This window comes from Serratia sp. 1D1416 (assembly GCF_003641105.1).
GTDB lineage: Bacteria > Pseudomonadota > Gammaproteobacteria > Enterobacterales > Enterobacteriaceae > Serratia > Serratia ficaria.
Window position 1 is genome coordinate 446,965 of record NZ_CP032738.1, and the last position, 19,334, is coordinate 466,298.

Annotated in this window: 19 protein-coding genes; 5 read left to right on the forward strand and 14 right to left on the reverse strand. The window is 58.4% G+C overall.

From position 1 onward, the window contains the following. Nucleotides 1-317: 317 nt before the first annotated feature. Nucleotides 318-1,226, reverse strand: coding sequence for a LysR family transcriptional regulator (locus D7I37_RS02150; protein ID WP_061796832.1), 909 nt, complete (start codon nucleotides 1,224-1,226; stop codon nucleotides 318-320). Between the two features lie 109 nt (nucleotides 1,227-1,335). On the opposite strand from D7I37_RS02150, the gene D7I37_RS02155 reads away from it, so the two are divergent. Continuing rightward, nucleotides 1,336-2,220, forward strand: coding sequence for an MBL fold metallo-hydrolase (locus tag D7I37_RS02155; RefSeq protein ID WP_129543231.1), 885 nt, complete (start codon nucleotides 1,336-1,338; stop codon nucleotides 2,218-2,220). 77 nt (nucleotides 2,221-2,297) lie between these two features. Next, complete coding sequence (locus tag D7I37_RS02160) at nucleotides 2,298-2,948, forward strand: DsbA family protein (protein ID WP_129543232.1); 651 nt, start codon at nucleotides 2,298-2,300, stop codon at nucleotides 2,946-2,948. Between the two features lie 37 nt (nucleotides 2,949-2,985). On the opposite strand, the gene D7I37_RS02165 is transcribed toward D7I37_RS02160, so the two are convergent. Beyond that, complete coding sequence (locus D7I37_RS02165; RefSeq protein WP_061796835.1) at nucleotides 2,986-3,693, reverse strand: hypothetical protein; 708 nt, start codon at nucleotides 3,691-3,693, stop codon at nucleotides 2,986-2,988. A 172-nt stretch (nucleotides 3,694-3,865) separates the two neighbouring features. On the opposite strand from D7I37_RS02165, the gene D7I37_RS02170 reads away from it, so the two are divergent. Both D7I37_RS02170 and D7I37_RS02175 read left to right on the forward strand, forming a co-directional pair. Continuing rightward, nucleotides 3,866-5,599 carry an ABC transporter ATP-binding protein/permease gene (locus D7I37_RS02170; RefSeq protein ID WP_061796837.1) on the forward strand — a complete coding sequence of 578 codons (1,734 nt, stop codon included), beginning with the start codon at nucleotides 3,866-3,868 and terminating at the stop codon, nucleotides 5,597-5,599. A 276-nt stretch (nucleotides 5,600-5,875) separates the two neighbouring features. After that, nucleotides 5,876-7,096: an MFS transporter gene (locus D7I37_RS02175; protein ID WP_061796840.1), complete on the forward strand. Its 1,221-nt coding sequence runs from the start codon at nucleotides 5,876-5,878 to the stop codon at nucleotides 7,094-7,096. Here D7I37_RS02175 and D7I37_RS26935 read toward each other — a convergent pair. From D7I37_RS26935 to D7I37_RS02185, 3 genes are all read right to left on the reverse strand, one after another. After that, the gene (locus tag D7I37_RS26935) at nucleotides 7,093-7,248 is read right to left on the reverse strand and encodes a hypothetical protein (RefSeq protein WP_165283077.1); all 156 of its coding nucleotides are present in this window, start codon (nucleotides 7,246-7,248) and stop codon (nucleotides 7,093-7,095) included. The two genes, D7I37_RS02175 and D7I37_RS26935, sit on opposite strands and share 4 nt — an antisense overlap. 11 nt (nucleotides 7,249-7,259) lie before the next feature. Further along, the gene (locus D7I37_RS02180; protein WP_073970288.1) at nucleotides 7,260-7,376 is read right to left on the reverse strand and encodes a YmiA family putative membrane protein; all 117 of its coding nucleotides are present in this window, start codon (nucleotides 7,374-7,376) and stop codon (nucleotides 7,260-7,262) included. Nucleotides 7,377-7,771: 395 nt separating this feature from the next. Beyond that, the gene (locus D7I37_RS02185; protein WP_129543233.1) at nucleotides 7,772-9,424 is read right to left on the reverse strand and encodes a multidrug ABC transporter permease/ATP-binding protein; all 1,653 of its coding nucleotides are present in this window, start codon (nucleotides 9,422-9,424) and stop codon (nucleotides 7,772-7,774) included. 381 nt (nucleotides 9,425-9,805) lie between these two features. Between D7I37_RS02185 and D7I37_RS02190 the strand changes: the two genes are divergently transcribed. Then, on the forward strand, nucleotides 9,806-10,357 hold the full coding sequence (locus D7I37_RS02190) for a tyrosine-type DNA invertase (RefSeq protein ID WP_129543234.1): 552 nt from the start codon (nucleotides 9,806-9,808) through the stop codon (nucleotides 10,355-10,357). A 79-nt stretch (nucleotides 10,358-10,436) separates the two neighbouring features. On the opposite strand, the gene D7I37_RS02195 is transcribed toward D7I37_RS02190, so the two are convergent. From D7I37_RS02195 to D7I37_RS02235, 9 genes are all read right to left on the reverse strand, one after another. Beyond that, nucleotides 10,437-11,132: a LuxR C-terminal-related transcriptional regulator gene (locus D7I37_RS02195; protein WP_061796844.1), complete on the reverse strand. Its 696-nt coding sequence runs from the start codon at nucleotides 11,130-11,132 to the stop codon at nucleotides 10,437-10,439. A gap of 55 nt (nucleotides 11,133-11,187) precedes the next feature. Beyond that, a complete protein-coding gene (locus D7I37_RS02200; protein ID WP_061796846.1) occupies nucleotides 11,188-11,892 on the reverse strand; it encodes a response regulator transcription factor in 705 nt (234 codons plus the stop codon). Nucleotides 11,893-12,012: 120 nt separating this feature from the next. Continuing rightward, entirely contained in the window at nucleotides 12,013-12,534 is a 522-nt protein-coding gene (locus D7I37_RS02205; protein WP_061796848.1) for a fimbrial protein, read from the reverse strand. Between the two features lie 51 nt (nucleotides 12,535-12,585). Continuing rightward, the gene (locus D7I37_RS02210; protein WP_083950359.1) at nucleotides 12,586-13,638 is read right to left on the reverse strand and encodes a fimbrial protein; all 1,053 of its coding nucleotides are present in this window, start codon (nucleotides 13,636-13,638) and stop codon (nucleotides 12,586-12,588) included. Between the two features lie 10 nt (nucleotides 13,639-13,648). Then, nucleotides 13,649-16,198, reverse strand: coding sequence for a fimbria/pilus outer membrane usher protein (locus D7I37_RS02215; RefSeq protein WP_061796850.1), 2,550 nt, complete (start codon nucleotides 16,196-16,198; stop codon nucleotides 13,649-13,651). A 102-nt stretch (nucleotides 16,199-16,300) separates the two neighbouring features. Next, complete coding sequence (locus tag D7I37_RS02220) at nucleotides 16,301-16,978, reverse strand: molecular chaperone (RefSeq protein WP_061796852.1); 678 nt, start codon at nucleotides 16,976-16,978, stop codon at nucleotides 16,301-16,303. A 94-nt stretch (nucleotides 16,979-17,072) separates the two neighbouring features. After that, nucleotides 17,073-17,588: a fimbrial protein gene (locus D7I37_RS02225; RefSeq protein WP_061796854.1), complete on the reverse strand. Its 516-nt coding sequence runs from the start codon at nucleotides 17,586-17,588 to the stop codon at nucleotides 17,073-17,075. Between the two features lie 483 nt (nucleotides 17,589-18,071). Then, a complete protein-coding gene (locus D7I37_RS02230) occupies nucleotides 18,072-18,620 on the reverse strand; it encodes a tyrosine-type DNA invertase (protein ID WP_061796856.1) in 549 nt (182 codons plus the stop codon). A 470-nt stretch (nucleotides 18,621-19,090) separates the two neighbouring features. Then, nucleotides 19,091-19,333, reverse strand: coding sequence for an acyl carrier protein (locus D7I37_RS02235; RefSeq protein ID WP_061796858.1), 243 nt, complete (start codon nucleotides 19,331-19,333; stop codon nucleotides 19,091-19,093). Nucleotide 19,334 lies beyond the last annotated feature (1 nt).

The following is a 19,334-nucleotide window of genomic DNA, read 5'->3' on the forward strand; positions in this document are numbered from 1 at the left end:
CGTAACGCTCCCAGTCAACAAGGCCCCGGCGTCAGGCGCGCGGGGCCGATAATAAACAAAGGTAATCCCGGGCAGCCGCCAGGGCTACCCGAAAAAGAAGGGTCAGATTGGGTGTTTCAAGCGGCGGGGCATCCGGTTAACCCTATAATTATTAAGTCTTATTCGCGCTTTTCACGCTACAGAAATAGCATGGTGGCAGGAATGAAAACCAGTGACAAATCTGTGATAGCGCACAAAAAATTCAGGTTGGCGCGCTAAGCGCTTGAATGCGTTAACGATGATAAATGTGTGAAAATGTTGCCGCGGTGTTAACGCTATCAGCGCAGCGTCGCCCGCCAGCCCGGATTGTCGGCGAACCACGCCACCAAAAAGTCCAGCATGGTGCGCAGCGTGGCCGGCATCTGGCGGCGCGAGGTATAGATGCCGTAAATGCCCATCGACTGCGGCCGATAATCCGGCAGCAGTTCGATCAGCTCACCGCTGGCCAGCAACGGGGCCGCCGAATAGTAAGGCTGCAGGGAAATGCCCGCCCCCTGCACCGTGCCGGCCATCAGCACCACCGACTCATTGGCGCTCAGGTTGCCGCTGACCGCCACCGCCGACTTGACGCCCTGGGAATCGAAGTGCCACAGGCTTTTGCCGAAGTACGAGTAGGTCAGGCAATTGTGCAGCGCCAAATCCTGCGGATGCCGCGGGGTGCCGTGCGCCGCCAGGTAAGCCGGAGAGGCGCAAACCACCGAAGCGCAGGTGGATAATGGCCGGGCGATCAGATTCGGATCCAGTTCGTTGGTGATACGCAGCGCCAGATCGATACGTTCCTCCACCAGGTTTACCGCCCGGTTATTCATTTGCAAATCGACCGCCACCTGCGGGTGCAGCTTCAGATACTGGGTGACCGCCCCGACCAATGCCGTCTGGCCCAGCGACTGCGAACAGGTGATGCGCAGCAGACCGCGCAGTTCGTCGCTCGGTTCCCCCTCCACCAGGTCAATCTCGCCCGCCAGCGCCAACATCTGGCGGCAGCGCTCCAGCGTGCGCTCCCCGGCGTCGGTCAGGCTAAGCTTACGGGTAGTGCGGTGCAATAAACGCGCCCCGGCCCATTGTTCCATCTGCGCCAGATAGCGGGTCACCATCGCGCGCGACATCTCCAGCGTCTCGGCGGCGGCAATCATGCTGCCGCGATCGACGATGGTGATAAAAACCTCAGCTGCGGTAATGCGATCCATGATTCGTCCGATTTACGCAATGAATAATTGCTCATTATCCGGTTTTTCTATCGCTTTATGCAACCTAACATCTCTACAACATCAATTGACCGCCAAAGGACCCCTGCCCATGTTTAAGAAATCATTACTGACCCTGGCCTTCACCGGCTTCGCCACCCTGAGCGCTTACGCCACCGCGGCCGACGCCCTGACCCTGGAAGTTTATAACCCGGGCGAGAAAAGCGTCTTCCCGGTCTCTTCCGAAATCATCAGCGGCAAACACGAAGTGGCGCTGATCGACGCCCAGTTCCAGCGCAACGACGCCGAAGAACTGGTGAAAAAAATCAGGGCCGCCGGCAAAAAACTGACCACGGTCTACATCAGCCATTCAGATCCGGATTTCTACTTCGGGCTGGACGTGATTAAGGCCGCCTTCCCGGACGCGAAAATCATCGCCTCCCCAGGCACCATCAAGGACATCAACGCCACCAAAGACGGCAAAGTCGCCTACTGGGGCCCGATCCTGAAAAACAACGCGCCAACGGCGGTGGTGGTGCCGCAGCCGCTGCAGGGCGACAGCTTCAGCATCGACGGCCAGAAAGTGGAAGTGAAAGGCCTGACCGGCCCGACGCCGGATCGCACCTTCGTGTGGATCCCGTCGCTGAAAGCGGTGGTGGGCGGCGTGGCGGTGGCCGGCGACAACATTCACCCTTGGGTCGCAGACAACCAAACCGCTGAGTCACGTCTGCACTGGCAACAAACGCTGGCAAGCATCCAGGCGCTGAAGCCGCAGGTCGTCGTGCCTGGCCACTTCCTGCCGGGCGCAGCCCAGACGCTGGAATCGGTCAGCTTCACGCAGCAATACCTGACCGCGCTGGAAGGCGAGCTGCCGAAAGCCAAGGATTCCGCCGCGCTGATCGCCGCGATGAAAAAACACTACCCGAACCTCAAGGATGAGTCGAGCCTGGAGCTGAGCGCGAAAGTGCTGAAAGGCGAAATGAAGTGGCCGCAATAAGCGCGCCCTGACCTTATCGAATAAACGATGTACATGCGCCGCGGCCTGATGGCGGCGGCGCATCAAGAGGTATAAAGATGACCGAAACCACTCTGCATTACATTTTCGATCCGCTGTGCGGCTGGTGTTACGGCGCGGCGCCGCTGGTGAAAGCGGCCCAAACCATTCCCGGGCTGACCCTGGCCCTGCACGCCGGCGGCATGATGACCGGCAACAACCGCCGTCAAATCACCGACGAATGGCGCAACTACGTGATCCCGCACGATAAACGTATTGCCGAGCTGACCGGTCAATCCTTTGGCGAAGCCTATTTCAACGGTTTGCTGCGCGATACCACCGCAGTGATGGACTCCGAGCCGCCGATCACCGCCATTCTGGCGGCGGAAAAGCTGGCGGGGCGCGGGCTGGACATGCTGCACCGCATTCAGCAGGCGCATTATCAGGAAGGGCGGCGCATTGCCGACACCCCGGTGCTGGAATCGCTGGCCAAAGAGCTGGACCTGCCCTCCGCGCCGTTCATCGCCGAAATGCGCTTCAACAGCGGCGCACCGACGGCGCAACACATCGCGGAAAGCCGGGCGTTGCTCGCCAGAGTGCAGGGCCAGGGATTCCCGACCTTTGCCCTGCAGGGCAGCGACGGGCAGCTGCGCCAGCTCCCGGCCGGCAACTATCTGGGCAACGTCGCCGCCTGGAAGGAGCTGCTGGGCGGCGCGGTCGCCTGGGCCTGAGCGCGCATCGGCTCCGGAGCGCTAGCCCCGGAGCCGGTTATTCCACCCGCACGAACCGCCCTTCCGCGCGCACGTTGAACCCGAACCCGCAATCGCCCTCGGTGTGCAGGTCTAGCGCCGCTTCGCTGAACCTCATGGTGACATCGCAGACCATCGCCTCGGCCGGTTCGCGCCGGCGGTAGACCGCTCTGCCGCGCTCGATCGGCAGCGCAGCGCTGAAATCCCCCATGTTCGGGCCGTAATACAGCCCCATCTTCGGCATGAAGTAGCCGGAAAAGTCGATCTGCCAACGCCTGCCCAAGGGCTTAACCGCCACCTCACTCCATACGCCGCGCCCGGCGTATTGCCAGTAAATCCCCGCCGGGCCGGCGGGCTGGGGCCGCTGCGCCAGGCGCTGCCGCAGCGGCCCCAGATTATGTCGCGATTTGCTGTCCTGCGGCGCCAGCCCCAGATAAGCCTGCGCCTTGAGCAGCTCGCCGGCGTGCATCAGCGCCAGCGCCACGTTGTTGTAGGCGGTGGCGGTCGCCTGTGCGCTCAGGCCGCAAAACTCGCTCCAGGCGGCCTGATCGCGAAAGATGTCCGCGGCTTTGGCATAGTCCTGCCGCTGATAGGCGCTTTTTCCCAGCGCGGCGTAGCCCGCCACTTTTTGGCAGTCGGCGGCGATGTCCGGCTCATCGATGTGCGCGCTGGCCTGGGCGCTGGCGAGTGCGCCGCAGGTCAGCAACAGGGAAACCAAAGCCTTCATCACTTGTCCTTTCCGCAAAAATTCGGCGCCAGTATAACCGCCAAGCCCTCCGGCTTCATCCCTCAGCGATATTTCAAACGGTTAGCGAGGTTAAAACTGCTTACAGACGCGGTTTGTTTGTTACTGGCCCGCGGCCCATGCTGAAGAGAATATTGCGCTTTCCTGGAACCTTATGAACGCGACCCCGCTGCAAAAACATGCCGTCTGGCAACTGATTAAACCCTTTTGGGTGTCGGAAGAGAAAAAACGCGCCTGGACGATGCTCATCGCCATCGTCGCGCTGTCGCTCGGGCTGGTGTATATCAGCGTGCTGATCAACCAATGGAACCAGGTGTTCTATGATGCGCTGCAGAACAAGAACTACCCGGTGTTCAAGGCGCAGCTGTGGCGCTTTACCTATCTGGCGCTGATCTTCATCGTGCTGGCGGTCTACAAGGTTTACCTGACGCAGGGGCTGCAAATGCACTGGCGGCGCTGGATGACCGAAAGGTTCATGGGCAAGTGGCTGGCGCACCAGGCTTATTACCATACCGAGCAGCAGCAAATCGTCGATAACCCCGACCAACGCATCGCCGAAGACCTCAACGTGCTGACCCAATACACGCTGTCGCTGTCGCTTGGCCTGCTTTCCAGCCTGGTGACGCTGTTTTCCTTCGTCGATATTTTATGGCACGTCAGCGGCCCGATGACCTTCGTCATCAGCCGGCACGCCGTCACCCTGCCCGGCTATATGGTGTGGTTCGCCTTGCTGTACGCGGCGCTCGGCTCGCTGCTGATTTGGTGGGTCGGCAAACCGCTGGTCATGCTGGGGTTCAATCAGGAGCGTTATGAGGCGAACTTCCGTTTCGGCCTGATCCGCATCCGCGAAAACAACGACGCCATCGCGCTGTATCACGGCGAACCGAGCGAGGCCCAGCAGCTCGGCGGCCGCTTTGAAGCCATCCGCAGCAACTGGTGGGCTATCATGCGCATTACCCGAAGGCTGAACATCGCCAGCAACTTCTACAGCCAGTTCGCCATCGTGTTCCCTTTGCTGGTGGCGGCTCCGCGTTATTTTTCCGGCGCCATTCAGATGGGCGGGCTGATGCAGATCGCCTCGGCCTTTGGCCAGGTGCAGGGCGCGCTGTCGTGGTTTATCGACGCATTCAACGATCTGGCGACCTGGAAAGCCTGCGTCAACCGTCTGGCGGGGTTCAACGCCGCCGTCGACCGGGTACACCATCAGGAGCGCGGCATTCAACTGCAGCCGGAGACGGAGCACGCCCTGGTGCTGGATAATCTCAGCCTGCGCCTGCCCGACGGCCAACCCTTGCTGGCCGCCGCCAGCATCGAGCTGCAGCGCGGCGATCGCCTGCTGATTGTCGGCCCTTCCGGCTGCGGAAAGTCGACGTTGCTGCGCGCCATCGCCGGCATCTGGCCCTACGGTTCCGGCGCCATCGGGCTGGACGATGGCGTCACCGCGCTGTTCCTGCCGCAGCGCAGCTATATTCCGATCGGCACGCTGCGCGAGGCGCTGAGCTACCCGCATCTGGCGGCGGAATACCCCGACGCGCAGCTGATGAAAGTTCTGGAAAATTGCCGGCTGAAGCATCTGCAGCCCTGGCTGGATACGCACGCCAACTGGAGCCACCGCCTGTCGCCGGGCGAACAGCAGCGGCTGGCGTTTGCCCGCGCGCTGCTGATCCGCCCGGACATGCTGTTCCTCGACGAAGCCACCAGCGCGCTGGACGATGAAACCGAACAGCTGATGTACTGCCTGTTGGTGGACGAGCTGCCGCAGGTGACGCTGATCAGCGTAGCGCACCGCAACAGCGTCGCCAAATACCACCAGACCTGTTGGCGTTTCAGCCGCGGCGAGGATCAACCGGCGCGCCTGGCGCAGAGCCCGCTGCCCGCCCTGTCCTGATCTTATCGGGCGCGCTCCGCGCCCGATGCGCCCCAGATGCCGCCGGGCGCGGTGACTTTTAGTTCATAAAGCGACCAGGATCACATAATGCGAATTCTTCCTCAGACACGCCGCGATGCCCCGCCCGCCGACCGGGCCCGCTCTTGCCAGTCATCGGCTTCTTCCCTACACTTGCGCGCAGATATCGGTATCTCTGCCGCTACGTAAGCGTTAACGTCAATCAACGCATCACGCCATGCAGCACTGATTGACTGCATGCCCTGGTGCGAGGAACTCATGCCCCAATCCGCTTTGCCCCCTATTTCCGCGGCCCAAAAACGCAGCCGTTTACGGCACCCTTGGTTGCCGATCGTCGGCATCATGTTGATAGCCGCCAATCTGCGCGCCGCATTGACCAGCGTCGGCCCGCTGCTGGAACAAATTCAACGCCAACTTGCGCTGTCGGCCACCGCCGCCGGCCTGCTCAATTCGCTGCCGCTGATCCTGTTCGCCGTGCTGTCCCCGCTGACGCCCAGCCTGGCGAAACGCGTGGGCATCGAACGCACCCTCGGCATCGCCCTGGCGCTGTTGGTGGCCGGTATCCTGCTGCGTTCTTTGCCGCAAAGCGTCATGCTGTGGCTTGGCACCGTGCTGATCGGCGCCGCGATAGCCTTTGCCAACGTCGTGCTGCCCACCCTGGTGAAGCGGGATTTTCCGCAGCGCGCCGCGGCGATGATCGCCGCCTATGCGGCGGTGATGTCACTGGTCGCCGCGACCGCCTCCGGGCTGGCGGTGCCGCTGGCGACGCTGCAGGATCTGGGGTGGCGATTTTCACTGCTGTGCTGGGGCCTGCCGGCGCTTCTGGCGCTGGCTGCCTGGCTGCCGCAGCTGCGCCGGCCAGCGGTCCCCGTCGCCAATGACGCGCAAACCGATCGGCCGATACGCCTTCGCTCCCCTTGGGGCAGCGCGCTGGGCTGGCAGGTGGCGATGTTTATGGGGCTGCAGTCGATCACCTTTTACACCATCATCGGCTGGTTCAGCGCCTTTGCCGCCAGCCACGGCACCTCGCCGCAGCAGGCGGGGTTCGAGCTGTTTGTCTATCAGGTGGTCGCCATCGCCGCCAACTTCGTGATGGTATTTCTTCTGCCGCGCGCACGCGATCAGCGCGCGATAGCCTTGTGCAGCTCGCTGCTGATTTTTATCGGCGTCGGGGGATTGTTGCTGTTTCCTGGCCATTCGCTGGCGTGGCTGATTTTCGCCGGTTTGGGTGCGGGAAGCTCGCTGGTGCTCGCGCTGTCGTTCTTTGGCCTGCGCAGCCAACATCATCAGCAGGCTACCCTGCTGTCGGGCATGGCGCAGTCGGTCGGTTATCTGCTGGCGGCGCTGGGGCCGACGCTGTTCGGCCTGCTGCACGACCTTACCCAAGGCTGGCGCTTGCCGCTGGCGGTGCTGCTGTGTCTGACACTATTGCAAATGCTGTTCGGCGTGCTCGCCGGACGCAACCGCGTTATCCGTTAAGGTTGCGGGTCTTCCGGCAGCGGCGATCTCTCATCCTGCCAGAGATCCTCAATGAAGGCGCGCTGCGCGCTGCTCAATTGCCAGGACGGCGGGATTTTCGGCGGGGTACAGCGCGGTACCTCTTCGCGATCCTTAACCTGTTTTTTATCCATACGTCAATTACCTACCCAGTCAGCATCCAATAAATCACCGCGGCGACCATAAGCCAGAACACCCCACAGCCGATGAAGACGCACAACCACGCCTTACGCTTGATGTTTGCCTGATCCTTGCTTACCACGTCGCCCACCACCAATAGATTAAACTGATTGAAATATGATTATTGATCTATTTAAACGATCAATAAAGTGGTTTATTCCTATGGCATTTAAAAAAGATCATGCTACTCATGCGCCTGCTATCGAATGCGCAAGGGTAAAAACGTCAAGAAAGGTGATGTTATTAGCCGGAATGATGCGTGAATTGATGGACAGATGAGCAGTGTGCCACAGCTGGAGGGGATAAAATTGAACCATTGGTAAATAATAAAAAATTCAACAAGTTTACCAGCGTTAAGGCAAATCGGCAGAGCCCCGATCCTATTCTCTCAGTTATTTCAGCGTTATATTCCGGTAACGGGAACGGCGAAACCAGCCCGCGATTTGCGGGCCGCTGATGCCGCCCGCAGGCCGCGAATTAATCGATTTGCTTAATGGAGTCCCGGCTGGCGCGTTCGCGGTCACTGCCGGTCAACTCGCTCAGGTGGCCGGCGCGCATCTCCAGCAACCGATCGGCATGCTCGAAGTAGTGATCGTCGTGGCTGATGGCCAATACCGTTTTGCCCAGCTCGCGCAGCAGCGGCAATAATTCGCGATAGAAAATACGCCGGAACTGCGGGTCCTGATCCGCGGCCCATTCATCCAACAGCAAAATGTCGCGCTGTTCCGCTACCGCCAGCAGCAGCGCCAGACGCTTGCGCTGCCCCTGCGAAAGCTGCGGGTTGGTAACCCGATCGCCCGCAAATTCCAGTTTGCTTTTCATCTTGAGCCGCTCGAGCCAAAGAGAGACCAACGCGGCATCCGGCGCTTCGCCCTCCGGGCCCAATACATGATGAAACTGATGGAAATCGGTAAATATTGCGGAGAAAAGGCGGCGATAATCATGCATGTCGGCCGGCGCCTGCGGCACGTCATCCAGCAAAATCTGGCCGCCGACCGGCTGATACAAACCGGTCAACAGCATCGCCAGCGTCGACTTCCCACTGCCGTTGCCGCCGATCAGAAAGACCAGTTCCCCACGCTGCAGCCGCAGGTTAATCGGCCCCACGGCAAACCCCGGCTGCCGCTCCGTCTCGCCATAGCGGAAGGAAACCTCCCGCAGCTCCAGCGTTTGCCAGGGTTTGGCGACCGCCACGGGAAATTCCGGTTGATAGTCGGCCAGCCGCAGAGCCTTGACCTTATTGAAAGCCACCTCGGCGCTGACCAGCGTCGGGAATGCGCCCACCGCCTGCAGCAGCGGCGTGCGCAGGAACAGCAACGTCAGCGAGTAGGTGGCGGCCACCGCGGTATCTGCCCACCCCAGGCTGTTGGCCATGTAGAAAACCAGGCCAATGGCGCCCAGCATCATGATATTTGACCAGTTCACCGCGCTGAGATGGAAAGTGTCGGCGCGAATGATGTGGTAGCGATAGTCTTCGGCATCGGGTCGATAGGCCCGCTGATACAGCGCCTGGGCGCGGCTGCGGTTCAACGCCAGCTCTTTGCGGCCGTCGATCGCCGATTCATAGTGCTGGTACAGACGCTCTTCCGCCTCGCGCACGCTGGTCAGGTGGCGATAGACCCGCGCCACCAGAAACCCGCTGCCAAAAATCGTCACCGCCACCCAAACCGCCGTCACCGCCAGCATTTGCGGTGACAGCCAGCCCAGATACATCGCCGAGCCCAGCGTCAGTATCACGCCCTGCACCAGCTCAGGCAGGCGCACGAAGGCGATGGTGATATTGCGAATATCGCTGGACAGGCTGGCCAGCAGCGAAGCGCTGCCCAACCGCTCGATGCGCTCGATGTCGGTATCCAGGATCTGCTTCACCAATTGCCCGCGCAGGCGAAAGACAAAATGGTGGCCCAGCGTGGTTAACGCCAGCTGTGATCCCAGCGTCACCGCCATCAACAGCGCCAGCAGCGCCAGAAACTCAGGCAGCACGGTGAGCGGGTTGCCGGCCACCGCCATCAACCGCAGATTGATAAACGCGATGATGCCGATGCCCAGCGCGGCACTGACCATGGTCAACGCCATTACCGCCAAAAACGGCCAGCGATACTGGCGATACACCACCCGTAACAGCTCCATGAAAACCCCCCTGAAATCTTGAGATGGCTGGCATTGTAAGCGGCGCGAGATCGATATCAACAGTAATTCTCATTTTGCCGCCGCTCTGCGGGAAGCGCGCAGGCCAGAACGGCACGCCACGGAAACCGCGGCCGGCCGGCTGGTATTAAGGTTAATTTAAATAGGTCACAGCCAAATAATACAGGGGAATAATGAATTAATTAAAGATCCCAAAATCAATCATAAAGTATTCACTATGAAAATGAAAAATCACAAAGTATATAAATACCTCAGTGATTTAAAAACGGAGCGGTTTCATTTTCTTTGCCGCGCCTAATCATTCAATGCTTTAATAAACCCCACCCGTGCAACCAGCCCGCCTTCAATATCCAGGTGTTTAACATGAAGAAAAGGAAATTTCTCAGCCCGATTGAAATTGAACAGCTTATCTCAGCGGTTCATGAGGGTAAAAACAGTATTCGCGACCGCTGCCTGTTACTGATGTGTTTTATTCATGGCCTGCGGGTCAGCGAGCTGCGCTCATTGCGTTTGCAGGATATTGATCTGACCACCAATCGGGTGCATATATCCCGCCTGAAAAATGGTTTCTCCGTTCAACATCCGATACAACCCCGGGAGCGCCAGGCGCTGCAGCAGTGGCTCGGCCAACGCCCCGGTTATCGGGAAGCCGACAGCCAATGGCTGTTTCTATCCCGCCACGGCGGGAAAATATCACGGCAGCAGCTGTATCGGTTAATGAGAATGTATGGAGAAATGGCCGGTATCAGCGTTCAGGTGCATCCTCATATGTTACGCCACTCTTGCGGTTATGCCCTCGCGGACGGGGGCATCGATACCCGTTTGATTCAGGATTATCTGGGGCACAAAAACATTCAGAATACGGTTATTTATACCGCCGCCAACGTGGAACGTTTCCGCATTATCAATATTTAATCGCCTTCAAATTAATTCATATCGATTAAATACGGCTGAAGGCGAATTAACCGCCTTCAGATCCGGCCTATTTTATGCGTTATTCATGGCGCCGGGAGCCTTGCGGCCACTCCCCGGCAAACTGCCGGGCAATCTTGCCGTGCAGAGAAAACAGTTCGCTATCGTTGGTCACTTGAAGTTTGCGCATGGCGCTGCATTTATGCGCGCTGATCGTTTTGATGCTGCGGCGCTGCAGCTCGGCGATTTGCCGCAGGCTCATGCCGTTGAACAGGGAAACCAGGACATCGCTTTCACAACGGGTCAGCTCGCGCATAAAGGCGGTTTCACCGCCGGCGGTGCGGGCGAGACAGGCGCCGATTTGTGGGCTCAATACCCGTTCACCGCTCAATACCCGATTGAAAAACTCGGCCACCAGCGGCAAGGGATCATCTCGCGCGACAATGCTGATCCTGGGCTGGCTCAATAGCGGCCCCAGCGTTTCGGCGCTTTGGCTGCGGGTATAAACCACCGCGCTGAGCGCCGGCAACTGAGCGCACAGGTTAAGCAAAATGTCTCGCCCCTGGGCGGCGGTCTCATCCACGCCGCACAGCTCGGCTATCAGCACCTCGGCCCGTTGGTAAATGATCCCTTCAGCGACCTCCCCCATGCTGGTTTCCTGCACCACGATCCGGCCCGGGGTAGAGAGCGTCCCCATAAAGCTCGCCAACCCATCCAGCGTTAATGGGCAACGATCCATCAATGCTATATTTAACCGCTGATGACGTAAAAAATGCATGTGCTGCTCCTGTATTCCTTCTCTCCCGATACCTTAGGCACGCCCGCAGGCGTGCTTAACGAACAAAGGACGGGCCATTCATGGCCATCCATTTTCCCTGAAGATACAGCTCGCCATCATTGCGAAAACCCAGTTTCAACATGGCGTTACGCTTATGCGTGCTGACGGTGCGGATATCGCGACACAGCGTCAGGGCCACGTTGGTCACGCTCTTGCCGGAAAACAGCTGGGTCAACACGTCCAGCTCCCGCGCCGTCAGGGGCTTGCTTGCGGCGGCGTCGTGCAGGTGACGCTGGCGGATCCGGTGGCTAAAGCTGCGCTTTCCGGTCAATACCTGCTGCACGCAGTGCACCAGAGCGATAGCCGGCTCTTGTTTTAGCATCAGCCCGCGAATGCCGGAGGCGATGAGCTGCCTCAGCACTCTGGGTTCATCCAGCGCCGTGCAAACCAGCAATGCGGTATGGGGCGACCCCGCCTGCACCTCAGCGATCAGGCGCAAGCCATCCAGCACCGACTCCGACTTGCCGCACAGCTCCATGATCAGCAGCTGAGGCTGATATTTGGCTAACGCCAGCCTCAGCTCGGCAAGACTTCCTGCCTGCTGGATGCCATCCCGGCGATAGCCGCAGGATTCTACCAACCGATTGTTTATCCCCAACGCCGTGATTGGGCAGGGTTCCATAATAATTGCGGTTCTATTTTTCTTTTCATATACAGGGACTGAATCTGTGATAGTGCCGTGTTGATCATTGATGTTCATATCATCACCTTGATGCCGCCAGCATGCCTCCTCAGGAAAAGTATCGACGCCAGAAAAAGCATGATCGGGGCATGCCGGCTTTCAGCGCCGGCCGTTGAGAGAACAAAGCGTCAAAGCTCGCTATTCATAGACGAAGGTAATTTGCATCGCGCCCTCTATCGTGCCGGGCGTAGCGCCGCCGTGAGTGCTGTATGCGCGGGCCCGCAGGTTGAATTTGGCCTCGTGCGACGGGCGATCGACGGATTGAACCATGCTCTTGCCGTTGCCCAGATTGTCCCCATTTTGGTTTTGCAATTCGATCTGCACCCTGACCGAGGTGCCGACGCTTTTATATAAGCCGGCGTTTTCATCGGCAGCCGTGCCGCTAAAGGTCGCCTTCGCCGAGGTGGTGGTGGCCGGGCAGTTTTTCAGCGTCAGCGGAAACTCAATCCAGCCGCTGGCGGAGCCGGAGGTCGCCAAAGTGGCGGCGGAAATATTGTCGCCCAGGTTGACCTGTATATTGCTGTTTGCCGCATCCACCTCGCAGGCTCCCGCTTTGATGTTGCCGCTTATCTGCAGCTTTGCCGCCAACGCCGGCAACCCCGCCTGCAATAGCCCGGCCAGCACCAGCACCCGGCTTATTCCGCTAAATCCATTAAACATATCGCTCTCCTTTCCATGAGGATAAATTGACTCGTCGCCATCAAAACCCGGTTATTCGATTTCCGCCTGAATAGTCGCCGTGGCATTGAATGTGCCCACGGCCGGCGCCTGGCCGGTGGTGTTGATGGGGTACAGGCTGATGCGCGTGCTGCCGGTTTGGCCCGGGTAGTTAAAATCGACCGGCAGGCGCCCGCTTTGCGGCGAAACGGCCTTGCCAAGCCGATCTTCAATCATCACCCCGATGCTGCCGTTGCTGGTCTTTAACGCCACCGGCATGTTGGCGTCGGCCTCGCCGCGGAAGGACAGGCTCACCCTGACGCCGGCGGAAATGTTGCGGCAGGCCAGGGTCAATTCTTTTTGATGCGGTGTGAATCCAGGCGGCATCTGCCCCTTGGTCTTGAAGCCGGTGGCGAGAATATCGCCAAAGTCCACCACCACCGTCTGCGGGCTGATTTCACAGCTTTGCGGCACCGTCACTATGCCGCTCATGGTGACCACGGAAACCGGGATCGTGCTGCTGACCCCATTGATGACCGAGACGTAGCTCTCCACCAGCCTGGTGTTGGGAATGATGGTCTGGCCGACGAAAGGCTTGCGGAAATACAGATGGATCCGCCCCCTGGCGCCGCTGCTATAGGGCGCGCTGGCACAGCTCTCGCCGGGCTGCAGTTCTGTTTTCCGGTTTGACACGTTGCTGAACGGGGTCGGGATGTATTGCCGCAGGTTGCCGCCAACATAAACCTCGCTGGCCACCGCCAGATACTCGTTCAACGCATAGTACGTCAGCGGCCCGATCGGCAGGCCGCCCCCTCCCAGGCTTGGCTTGGCGGAAACGTAGGAGGCCGTGCGGCTGCGGCATTCACACTGCACATCATAGTTTTCGGTCATGTTCCAGTTATTGCCGGCGGCGTCGGGGATCACTATGCCGGTCACGTTCTGCGCCGGATCTTCCAGCCTCGGGGCGAACACGAATGAAAACGGATGCGTCCCCGCCGTCGGCCAGCATTGGCCAGGCGCCGCCTGCACCTGCGGAGCGCTCAGGATTGCGGTGAACAGCACGCCGCTGGCCAGCGCGGCCCGTTGAGTTAATTTCCCTATTGTCATCACATGCCCCTTATAAACACTGTCCGTTGAGCAGGCGAATGCCGCCGCTCTCGGGCTGATTGGCCAATTGATAGCCGACCTGACACTGCCGAGCCGCGTCATTGCCCCACTTAACCTGCAGCTGACCGCTTTCGGCCATTCCCGACAGGTAAACCTGCCCGCCGTCGCCGACGATGCCCGCACTGTCGCCAGAGGCATTGAGAACGCTGACCGTGGCGCCAAAAGGCACCGGGCTGCCGCTGCGCGTCAGCAGCGTCATCAATACGCGCTGGCCGACGTTAGGGTTGAAACTGGCGCGCACCACCGCCCCGCGGGTGGGGATCACCGTTTGGCTGCTGAGCGTCATATCCACATCGTCGGCGAAGGATTCTCCGTCCAGCCCTACGACGTTGCGGCGGTAAGGCGTCAGATAAGGCACCACCGCATAACCGCGCCAGTCGGTACTCACGCCGGTCTGGTTCAACACGCTGACCCCGGCGGCGCCCGGCGCCTGAACCAGCGCCACCGTATCGCCCAGCGACTGCGACAGCGTGACGCCGTTTTCATGCACCAGCACCCCGCCCTGAATGCCGTAGTTCACCTGCTGGCGATGGCGGTCGTAGCCGTAACCCAGGTTCAGCTCAGCCAGGGGCCCCTTGTAATCGGTCTGAATGCTGCCGTTGGCCCCCTGCCCTTTGCCGGTATAGCCCTGGCTGATGCTGTAGTTCAGGTTGTTGCCTGCCAGCGCGCTGCCGCTCAAACCGAGGTTATTGCTGGTGGCGCCGTTGCGGCTGCTGTTCATGTTGTAGGTGGCGTAACTGCCCGGCAGCCATTTGCTCAGCGGCACGCTGACGTTGAACGCCACAATATGGTCGCGGACGTGGTTGCGATCGCCGTTGTTGTCATAGCCGTTTTGGCTGAAGGTGTAATTCAGGCCGTAGCTGATGCTTTCCCAATTGTTGTTGTAGCTGACGCTCGCCGACTGGGAACGGCGGTTGTCATTCCAGTAGTCTTCGTTAAACAGGCTGAGCGACAGCGTGCCGCCGGCCTCCCACAGGCCCTGGCTCAGGGTAAGTTCGGCGCGGCTTTTCTTGTGATCGTTATAGACGGCGTTGCCGCCGTAGCTTTCCAGCGCCTCTTGCAGGGTATAGAAGCCGCGCGTGGAATAGCGGTAGCTCGCCAGGCTGAAGTTAGTGCCGGTTTCGATAAAGTTTTTGCCGTAACGCAGTCGCCATGACTGCCCCTGCTCCTTGGGCTGGGTTTCCGGTTTGGTCCAGGCCTGGGTAACGTCGCTGGACATCGCCCCGAACGCACCCAGGTTTTGCCCCCAGCCCAGCGCCAAGGCCTGATATTTGCTGGCGGCCTGTACGCCGCCATATACCGTCGCGCCCCACGGCAGGCCATAGATGCCCGTGGCCTGGCTAAAGGGATGCTCGTCGACGCCTCCGCCGTAGGAACGGTATTTCCCGCTGGTCAGGCTGTATTTGAAACGGCCCTCGCGCTGCAATACCGGCACCACGGCGTAAGGCACCACAAAGTTTTGCTCCTGGCCGTCGGCTTCGCGCACGCTAACGTTCAGGTCGCCGCTGCCGCCGGTGGGGTAAAGGTCGGTGATTTCAAACGCCCCTGGCGGCACATAGCTTTGATAGATAACGTAGCCGTTCTGGCGAATGACGATCTGGGCGTTGCTGCGCGCGATCCCGCGCACCACCGGCGAATATCCTTTCATGCTGTCCGGCAGGATCTCATCTTCCGAAGCCAGCTGGCCGCCGCGGAACTGCACGCTGTCGAATACGTCGCTGGCGGTGGCGCTGTCGCCCAGGGTCAGGCGGCTTTGCAACGCAACGATATCGCGCTGCAGGTAGGTATTAATCGAACGCCATGATGAATTACCGCCACTATATTGATTCCATACCGAATAATTGCGCAGACGCCAGGCGCCCCAGTTAATGCCCGAACGCAGGTTAAGGTAATAGTTGTTATTGTCCTGCCCTTTGCTTTCGCGCACCTGGCTGTTGGCGCCGGTGAAGTTATAGTTGACCAGCAACGCCGGCACGCCGGCGTCCCACTGCTCGGGCGGGACATAGTCGCGCGCATTGGTTTTCAGCGCGGCCTGGGGAATGCTCAGGTTGAGCCGCAGCTGGTTGAACTGAAAGATGGCGGATGCCTGCGGGATGCTCTGCGCCAGATTGACGCAGGTATCCGCGCCGTCGATGGCGGGGAATGACGCGATCCTTACCCCCAGCTCGGCCAGCTTCGCGGCGCTCAGGCAAGGTTGCAGCGTCTGTTTTCCTGCCGCGTCCCGCAACAGCCTGAAATCAATGTCCAGGGTGTCTATCGGCTGACCGTTGAGATAAAGATCGACCCGGTAGGTGCCCGGAGCCTGGCTGCTGTTCCCTTCAAAAACGGAAAGATCGGCGCCGCGCAATGCCGGGTTGTCAATTTCCAGCAGCGCCGGGTTAAAATAATCGCTCGCATGCGCCGTACTGACGACATTCAGCAGCAACAACGCCTGGCAAGATATCAGGTATAGCAAAAACGGCCTCGGTTTCCGCAGACCAATACAATCCGGGTTATTCATCCTTTTAACTCCCTGTCCCGATCGTGTCGCCCGCCTAAACGTCGGCAAGCCGTATCCCTGCTCCGCCATCAAACGGAGCTACAACATCCTGGCAACGCCCGCTTATAGAGTGCTGGTAAAGGTTTGGCCGGTACCGCCGTAATCGTTGATGATTTGCCAGCTCAGGCTTCCGCCCGCGCCGCTGCCGGCCGGCAGGGGAAAGCTGGCGGTGGCCTGCGGCGCGACCATGGTGCTGCCGGCAACGGCGCTGCCGTTGAGTTTCAAATTAAAGAAGGTGAGATAATAAGGTGACGGATTGCTCACCTGCAGGCGATTGCCGCTGCGCCGCCAGGCCAGCTTGCCGACCGCCTCTTCCAGATTGCCGGACAGCCCCTGAGGGCGATAAATCAGTTTGATGCGCGTCTTGATGGCGATCTGCAGCGTATTGTCTTTTTTCTCCACGGAAGGAATGGCCTTCACGTTCAGCCAATACAGCGATTCTTTGTCCGCCGGCAAATTGCCGCCCGCACGCACTACCCGCAGCAGATTGTTTTGCCCGCCATCCAATCTAAACAGCGGCGGGGTGATGATGAAAGGCGCCTTGGCGCTGTCGCCCTCTTGCGCATCCACCCAGGACTGAATCAGATAAGGCACGGCGTCCGGGTTATTGATGCTCAGCGCCGACTCTTTCTTGGCGCCGTCATAAATCAGGCGAGTTCCCCCCACCACCACGCCAGCCTGTACCTGGCTCCAGCACATCATCATCAACGCTGCGGCCAGCGTGAAATATCCTGCTTTCATTTTGTTTTCTGCCCCATCGTCTATGCGTAAAGAGCCAGAGACATGCCTCTCTGGCTCCGTTAGCCAATTACCTTGTTACGATGACCTGACGGCCTTACTGATAAACGATCGTGAAGTTGGCGGTGGCGTTGGCGCTACCGGCGCTGACGGTGTCATAGGCGTAGTAGCGGGCAACGAAGCCCAGGACGTTGTCTTGATTTTCTGCCAGTGAATACTGACGGGAATCGTTACCGATGTTGATCACGTTGCTGGCATCGTCCAGAAGCTGTACGCCGATGCCTTTTGCTTTATCCGCGTCGGCGGTCAAGGCCAGCAGCCCTGATTGCCCCTGGATCTGGGTGCCGTCAAAACGGACGATGGCGCCGGAAACGGTGTTAGGGCAGTTTTTCAGCACCAGGTTGAAGGCTTTGGCGCCCGCGGTTTTGGACGCGGTAAAGGCATCTTTGGCGATTTTGCCCAGCACAATCTGCTTGTTCTGCGAATCGGCGTCTACGGTACAAGATTCTTCAGTAATAGAACCCGTAATATTCAGGGCGCCATCGGCGGCGAATACGGCAGGGGTAAATGCAGATGCGCTCAATACGGCCAGGGCCAATAAATTCTTTTTCATCCTACTTTCCTTTAAAAGGTATGCAAATATGCATTGGTTTATTTCCGACATAACCCTATGTCACTCCTTTTATTTAGCTCGACAGTCAGGACACCCTCTTCGACAATAATTATTAATTGCCGTGAGTTCATTCATCCAAACGATTCATTTTGAGCTAAAGTGACTCCTTTGGTTTTTTAAACCAACGCACAGCTAGTTTTTAGAATTTAATTCTCAGGATGGCAATTATTAAGCTTGATTAGCGTTTAAAAAAACCGGAGTTTCGGCGCGGGAGTTATTGGCGGACGGAAATGGAATAAGATAATACTTAGAGCCAACGGGGCTGTCATTGAAAAAAACACCGCTACCCACTTGATTTAAATGAAAAATAATGAATGATTAAGAAAGCGCCGATACGACTATTGACATTGGTTTTACTCATCCTTAGAGTATGTTTCAGTTTAGCTCAAAGTGACTCCTTCAGGTTATTAACTTAAAGTTTACTTACCAGATTTCCTTAAACCTCTGAGCGTTGCTGGCGGTATAAATAACGGTATTCTGAATATTCCTATGCCCCAGATAATCCTGAATCAACCGCGTATCAATGCCTTTGTCCGCCAGGGCGAACCCACAGCCGTGGCGCAGCATATGCGGATGCGCATTGACCTCCAGCCCGGCTTCCTTGCTGTAATTGCGAATCAGCCAGTAAATGCGCTGCCGCGACAAACGTCCGCCGCGGTTTGAGAGGAATAACCATTCCCCATCGGCCCCACGATGCTGTTTACGTTTATCCAGCCAACGCCGCAGGCACTGCCTTTCGCGCAGATATAACGGATGCACGGTGGAAAAACCGTTTTTCAAGCGGTGAACATAAATATTGCCGCCTTCAAGATCGATATCCGACAAACGCCATCCGCCGATCTCACTCGCGCGGCAGCCATGAATAAAACACATGTAAATCAAACAATAATCGCGTTCTGGATTCTTTCCTTGCAGCGTAACCTCAAGCAGCCGCTCCACTTCGGAAGGCGTCAGATGTTTACGATTGGACATGCTACCTCGATAACTTGATCAGAAAAATGTGGCTGTCATTTTCCTTTTACATCACCACAATGGATACCCGGAGCGCGCTCCGGTTTACGGACGGGTTCCTGCATCCTGCGCGGAGTATAGCGGAATTGCCGGAGGTGAACAGCCCGGCTGCGGCGCTATTCCCCGCCTGAAATCAAGCCGTTTGCCGGTAATGAAAATGGCGCAACGCTAACGTTTTCAAAATGAACGCGCGGGTAATCGCTTCGAAAAAGTTAATATCAGCGCTCCGCCTGACGGGTTATTCGCCCTCACCGCGGCCATTTAAACCACAAAAAAAAGAATAATCTTAATCGCTGTGCCCATGCTATAAGGCCGCAGGCAGCCTTTGGCATTAACGCGTTTAGATAAAATGAAGGGGCCATTTCAGGAAGGGATTTCACATCGCGTTTGCCGGCGCCGGGATAAAACGCCCGGAGCCTGGCATCAATACATTATTGCAGGGCCATGTAACGGCACAGTTCGCCCAATGTCATATCCGGCTGCTCGAGAAACAGCTCGGCGTTTAACGCAATGCCAAACTCTCGTTTGGCCAATAACATCAGCTCCACATAATCCAGGCTATCCAGACCCAGCTGCAGCAGCGATATATCCGCCGACAGCGAGGCCGGCTCCAGTTCTCTGGCCTCATACAGCAGCGCGCAAACTTTTTCATACAGCATTCGATACTTTTCCATT

Excerpts from the sequence above, each read along its gene's own strand:
- D7I37_RS02210 (WP_083950359.1), bottom strand. The coding sequence starts at position 13,638 with ATGACAATAGGGAAATTAACTCAACGGGCCGCGCTGGCCAGCGGCGTG.
- D7I37_RS02170 (WP_061796837.1), top strand. The coding sequence starts at position 3,866 with ATGAACGCGACCCCGCTGCAAAAACATGCCGTCTGGCAACTGATTAAA.
- D7I37_RS02215 (WP_061796850.1), bottom strand. The coding sequence starts at position 16,198 with ATGAATAACCCGGATTGTATTGGTCTGCGGAAACCGAGGCCGTTTTTG.
- D7I37_RS02155 (WP_129543231.1), top strand. The coding sequence starts at position 1,336 with ATGTTTAAGAAATCATTACTGACCCTGGCCTTCACCGGCTTCGCCACC.
- D7I37_RS26935 (WP_165283077.1), bottom strand. The coding sequence starts at position 7,248 with ATGGATAAAAAACAGGTTAAGGATCGCGAAGAGGTACCGCGCTGTACC.
- D7I37_RS02195 (WP_061796844.1), bottom strand. The coding sequence starts at position 11,132 with ATGCATTTTTTACGTCATCAGCGGTTAAATATAGCATTGATGGATCGT.
- D7I37_RS02160 (WP_129543232.1), top strand. The coding sequence starts at position 2,298 with ATGACCGAAACCACTCTGCATTACATTTTCGATCCGCTGTGCGGCTGG.
- D7I37_RS02165 (WP_061796835.1), bottom strand. The coding sequence starts at position 3,693 with ATGAAGGCTTTGGTTTCCCTGTTGCTGACCTGCGGCGCACTCGCCAGC.
- D7I37_RS02230 (WP_061796856.1), bottom strand. The coding sequence starts at position 18,620 with ATGTCCAATCGTAAACATCTGACGCCTTCCGAAGTGGAGCGGCTGCTT.
- D7I37_RS02190 (WP_129543234.1), top strand. The coding sequence starts at position 9,806 with ATGAAGAAAAGGAAATTTCTCAGCCCGATTGAAATTGAACAGCTTATC.
- D7I37_RS02225 (WP_061796854.1), bottom strand. The coding sequence starts at position 17,588 with ATGAAAAAGAATTTATTGGCCCTGGCCGTATTGAGCGCATCTGCATTT.
- D7I37_RS02175 (WP_061796840.1), top strand. The coding sequence starts at position 5,876 with ATGCCCCAATCCGCTTTGCCCCCTATTTCCGCGGCCCAAAAACGCAGC.
- D7I37_RS02235 (WP_061796858.1), bottom strand. The coding sequence starts at position 19,333 with ATGGAAAAGTATCGAATGCTGTATGAAAAAGTTTGCGCGCTGCTGTAT.
- D7I37_RS02200 (WP_061796846.1), bottom strand. The coding sequence starts at position 11,892 with ATGAACATCAATGATCAACACGGCACTATCACAGATTCAGTCCCTGTA.
- D7I37_RS02205 (WP_061796848.1), bottom strand. The coding sequence starts at position 12,534 with ATGTTTAATGGATTTAGCGGAATAAGCCGGGTGCTGGTGCTGGCCGGG.
- D7I37_RS02150 (WP_061796832.1), bottom strand. The coding sequence starts at position 1,226 with ATGGATCGCATTACCGCAGCTGAGGTTTTTATCACCATCGTCGATCGC.
- D7I37_RS02185 (WP_129543233.1), bottom strand. The coding sequence starts at position 9,424 with ATGGAGCTGTTACGGGTGGTGTATCGCCAGTATCGCTGGCCGTTTTTG.
- D7I37_RS02220 (WP_061796852.1), bottom strand. The coding sequence starts at position 16,978 with ATGAAAGCAGGATATTTCACGCTGGCCGCAGCGTTGATGATGATGTGC.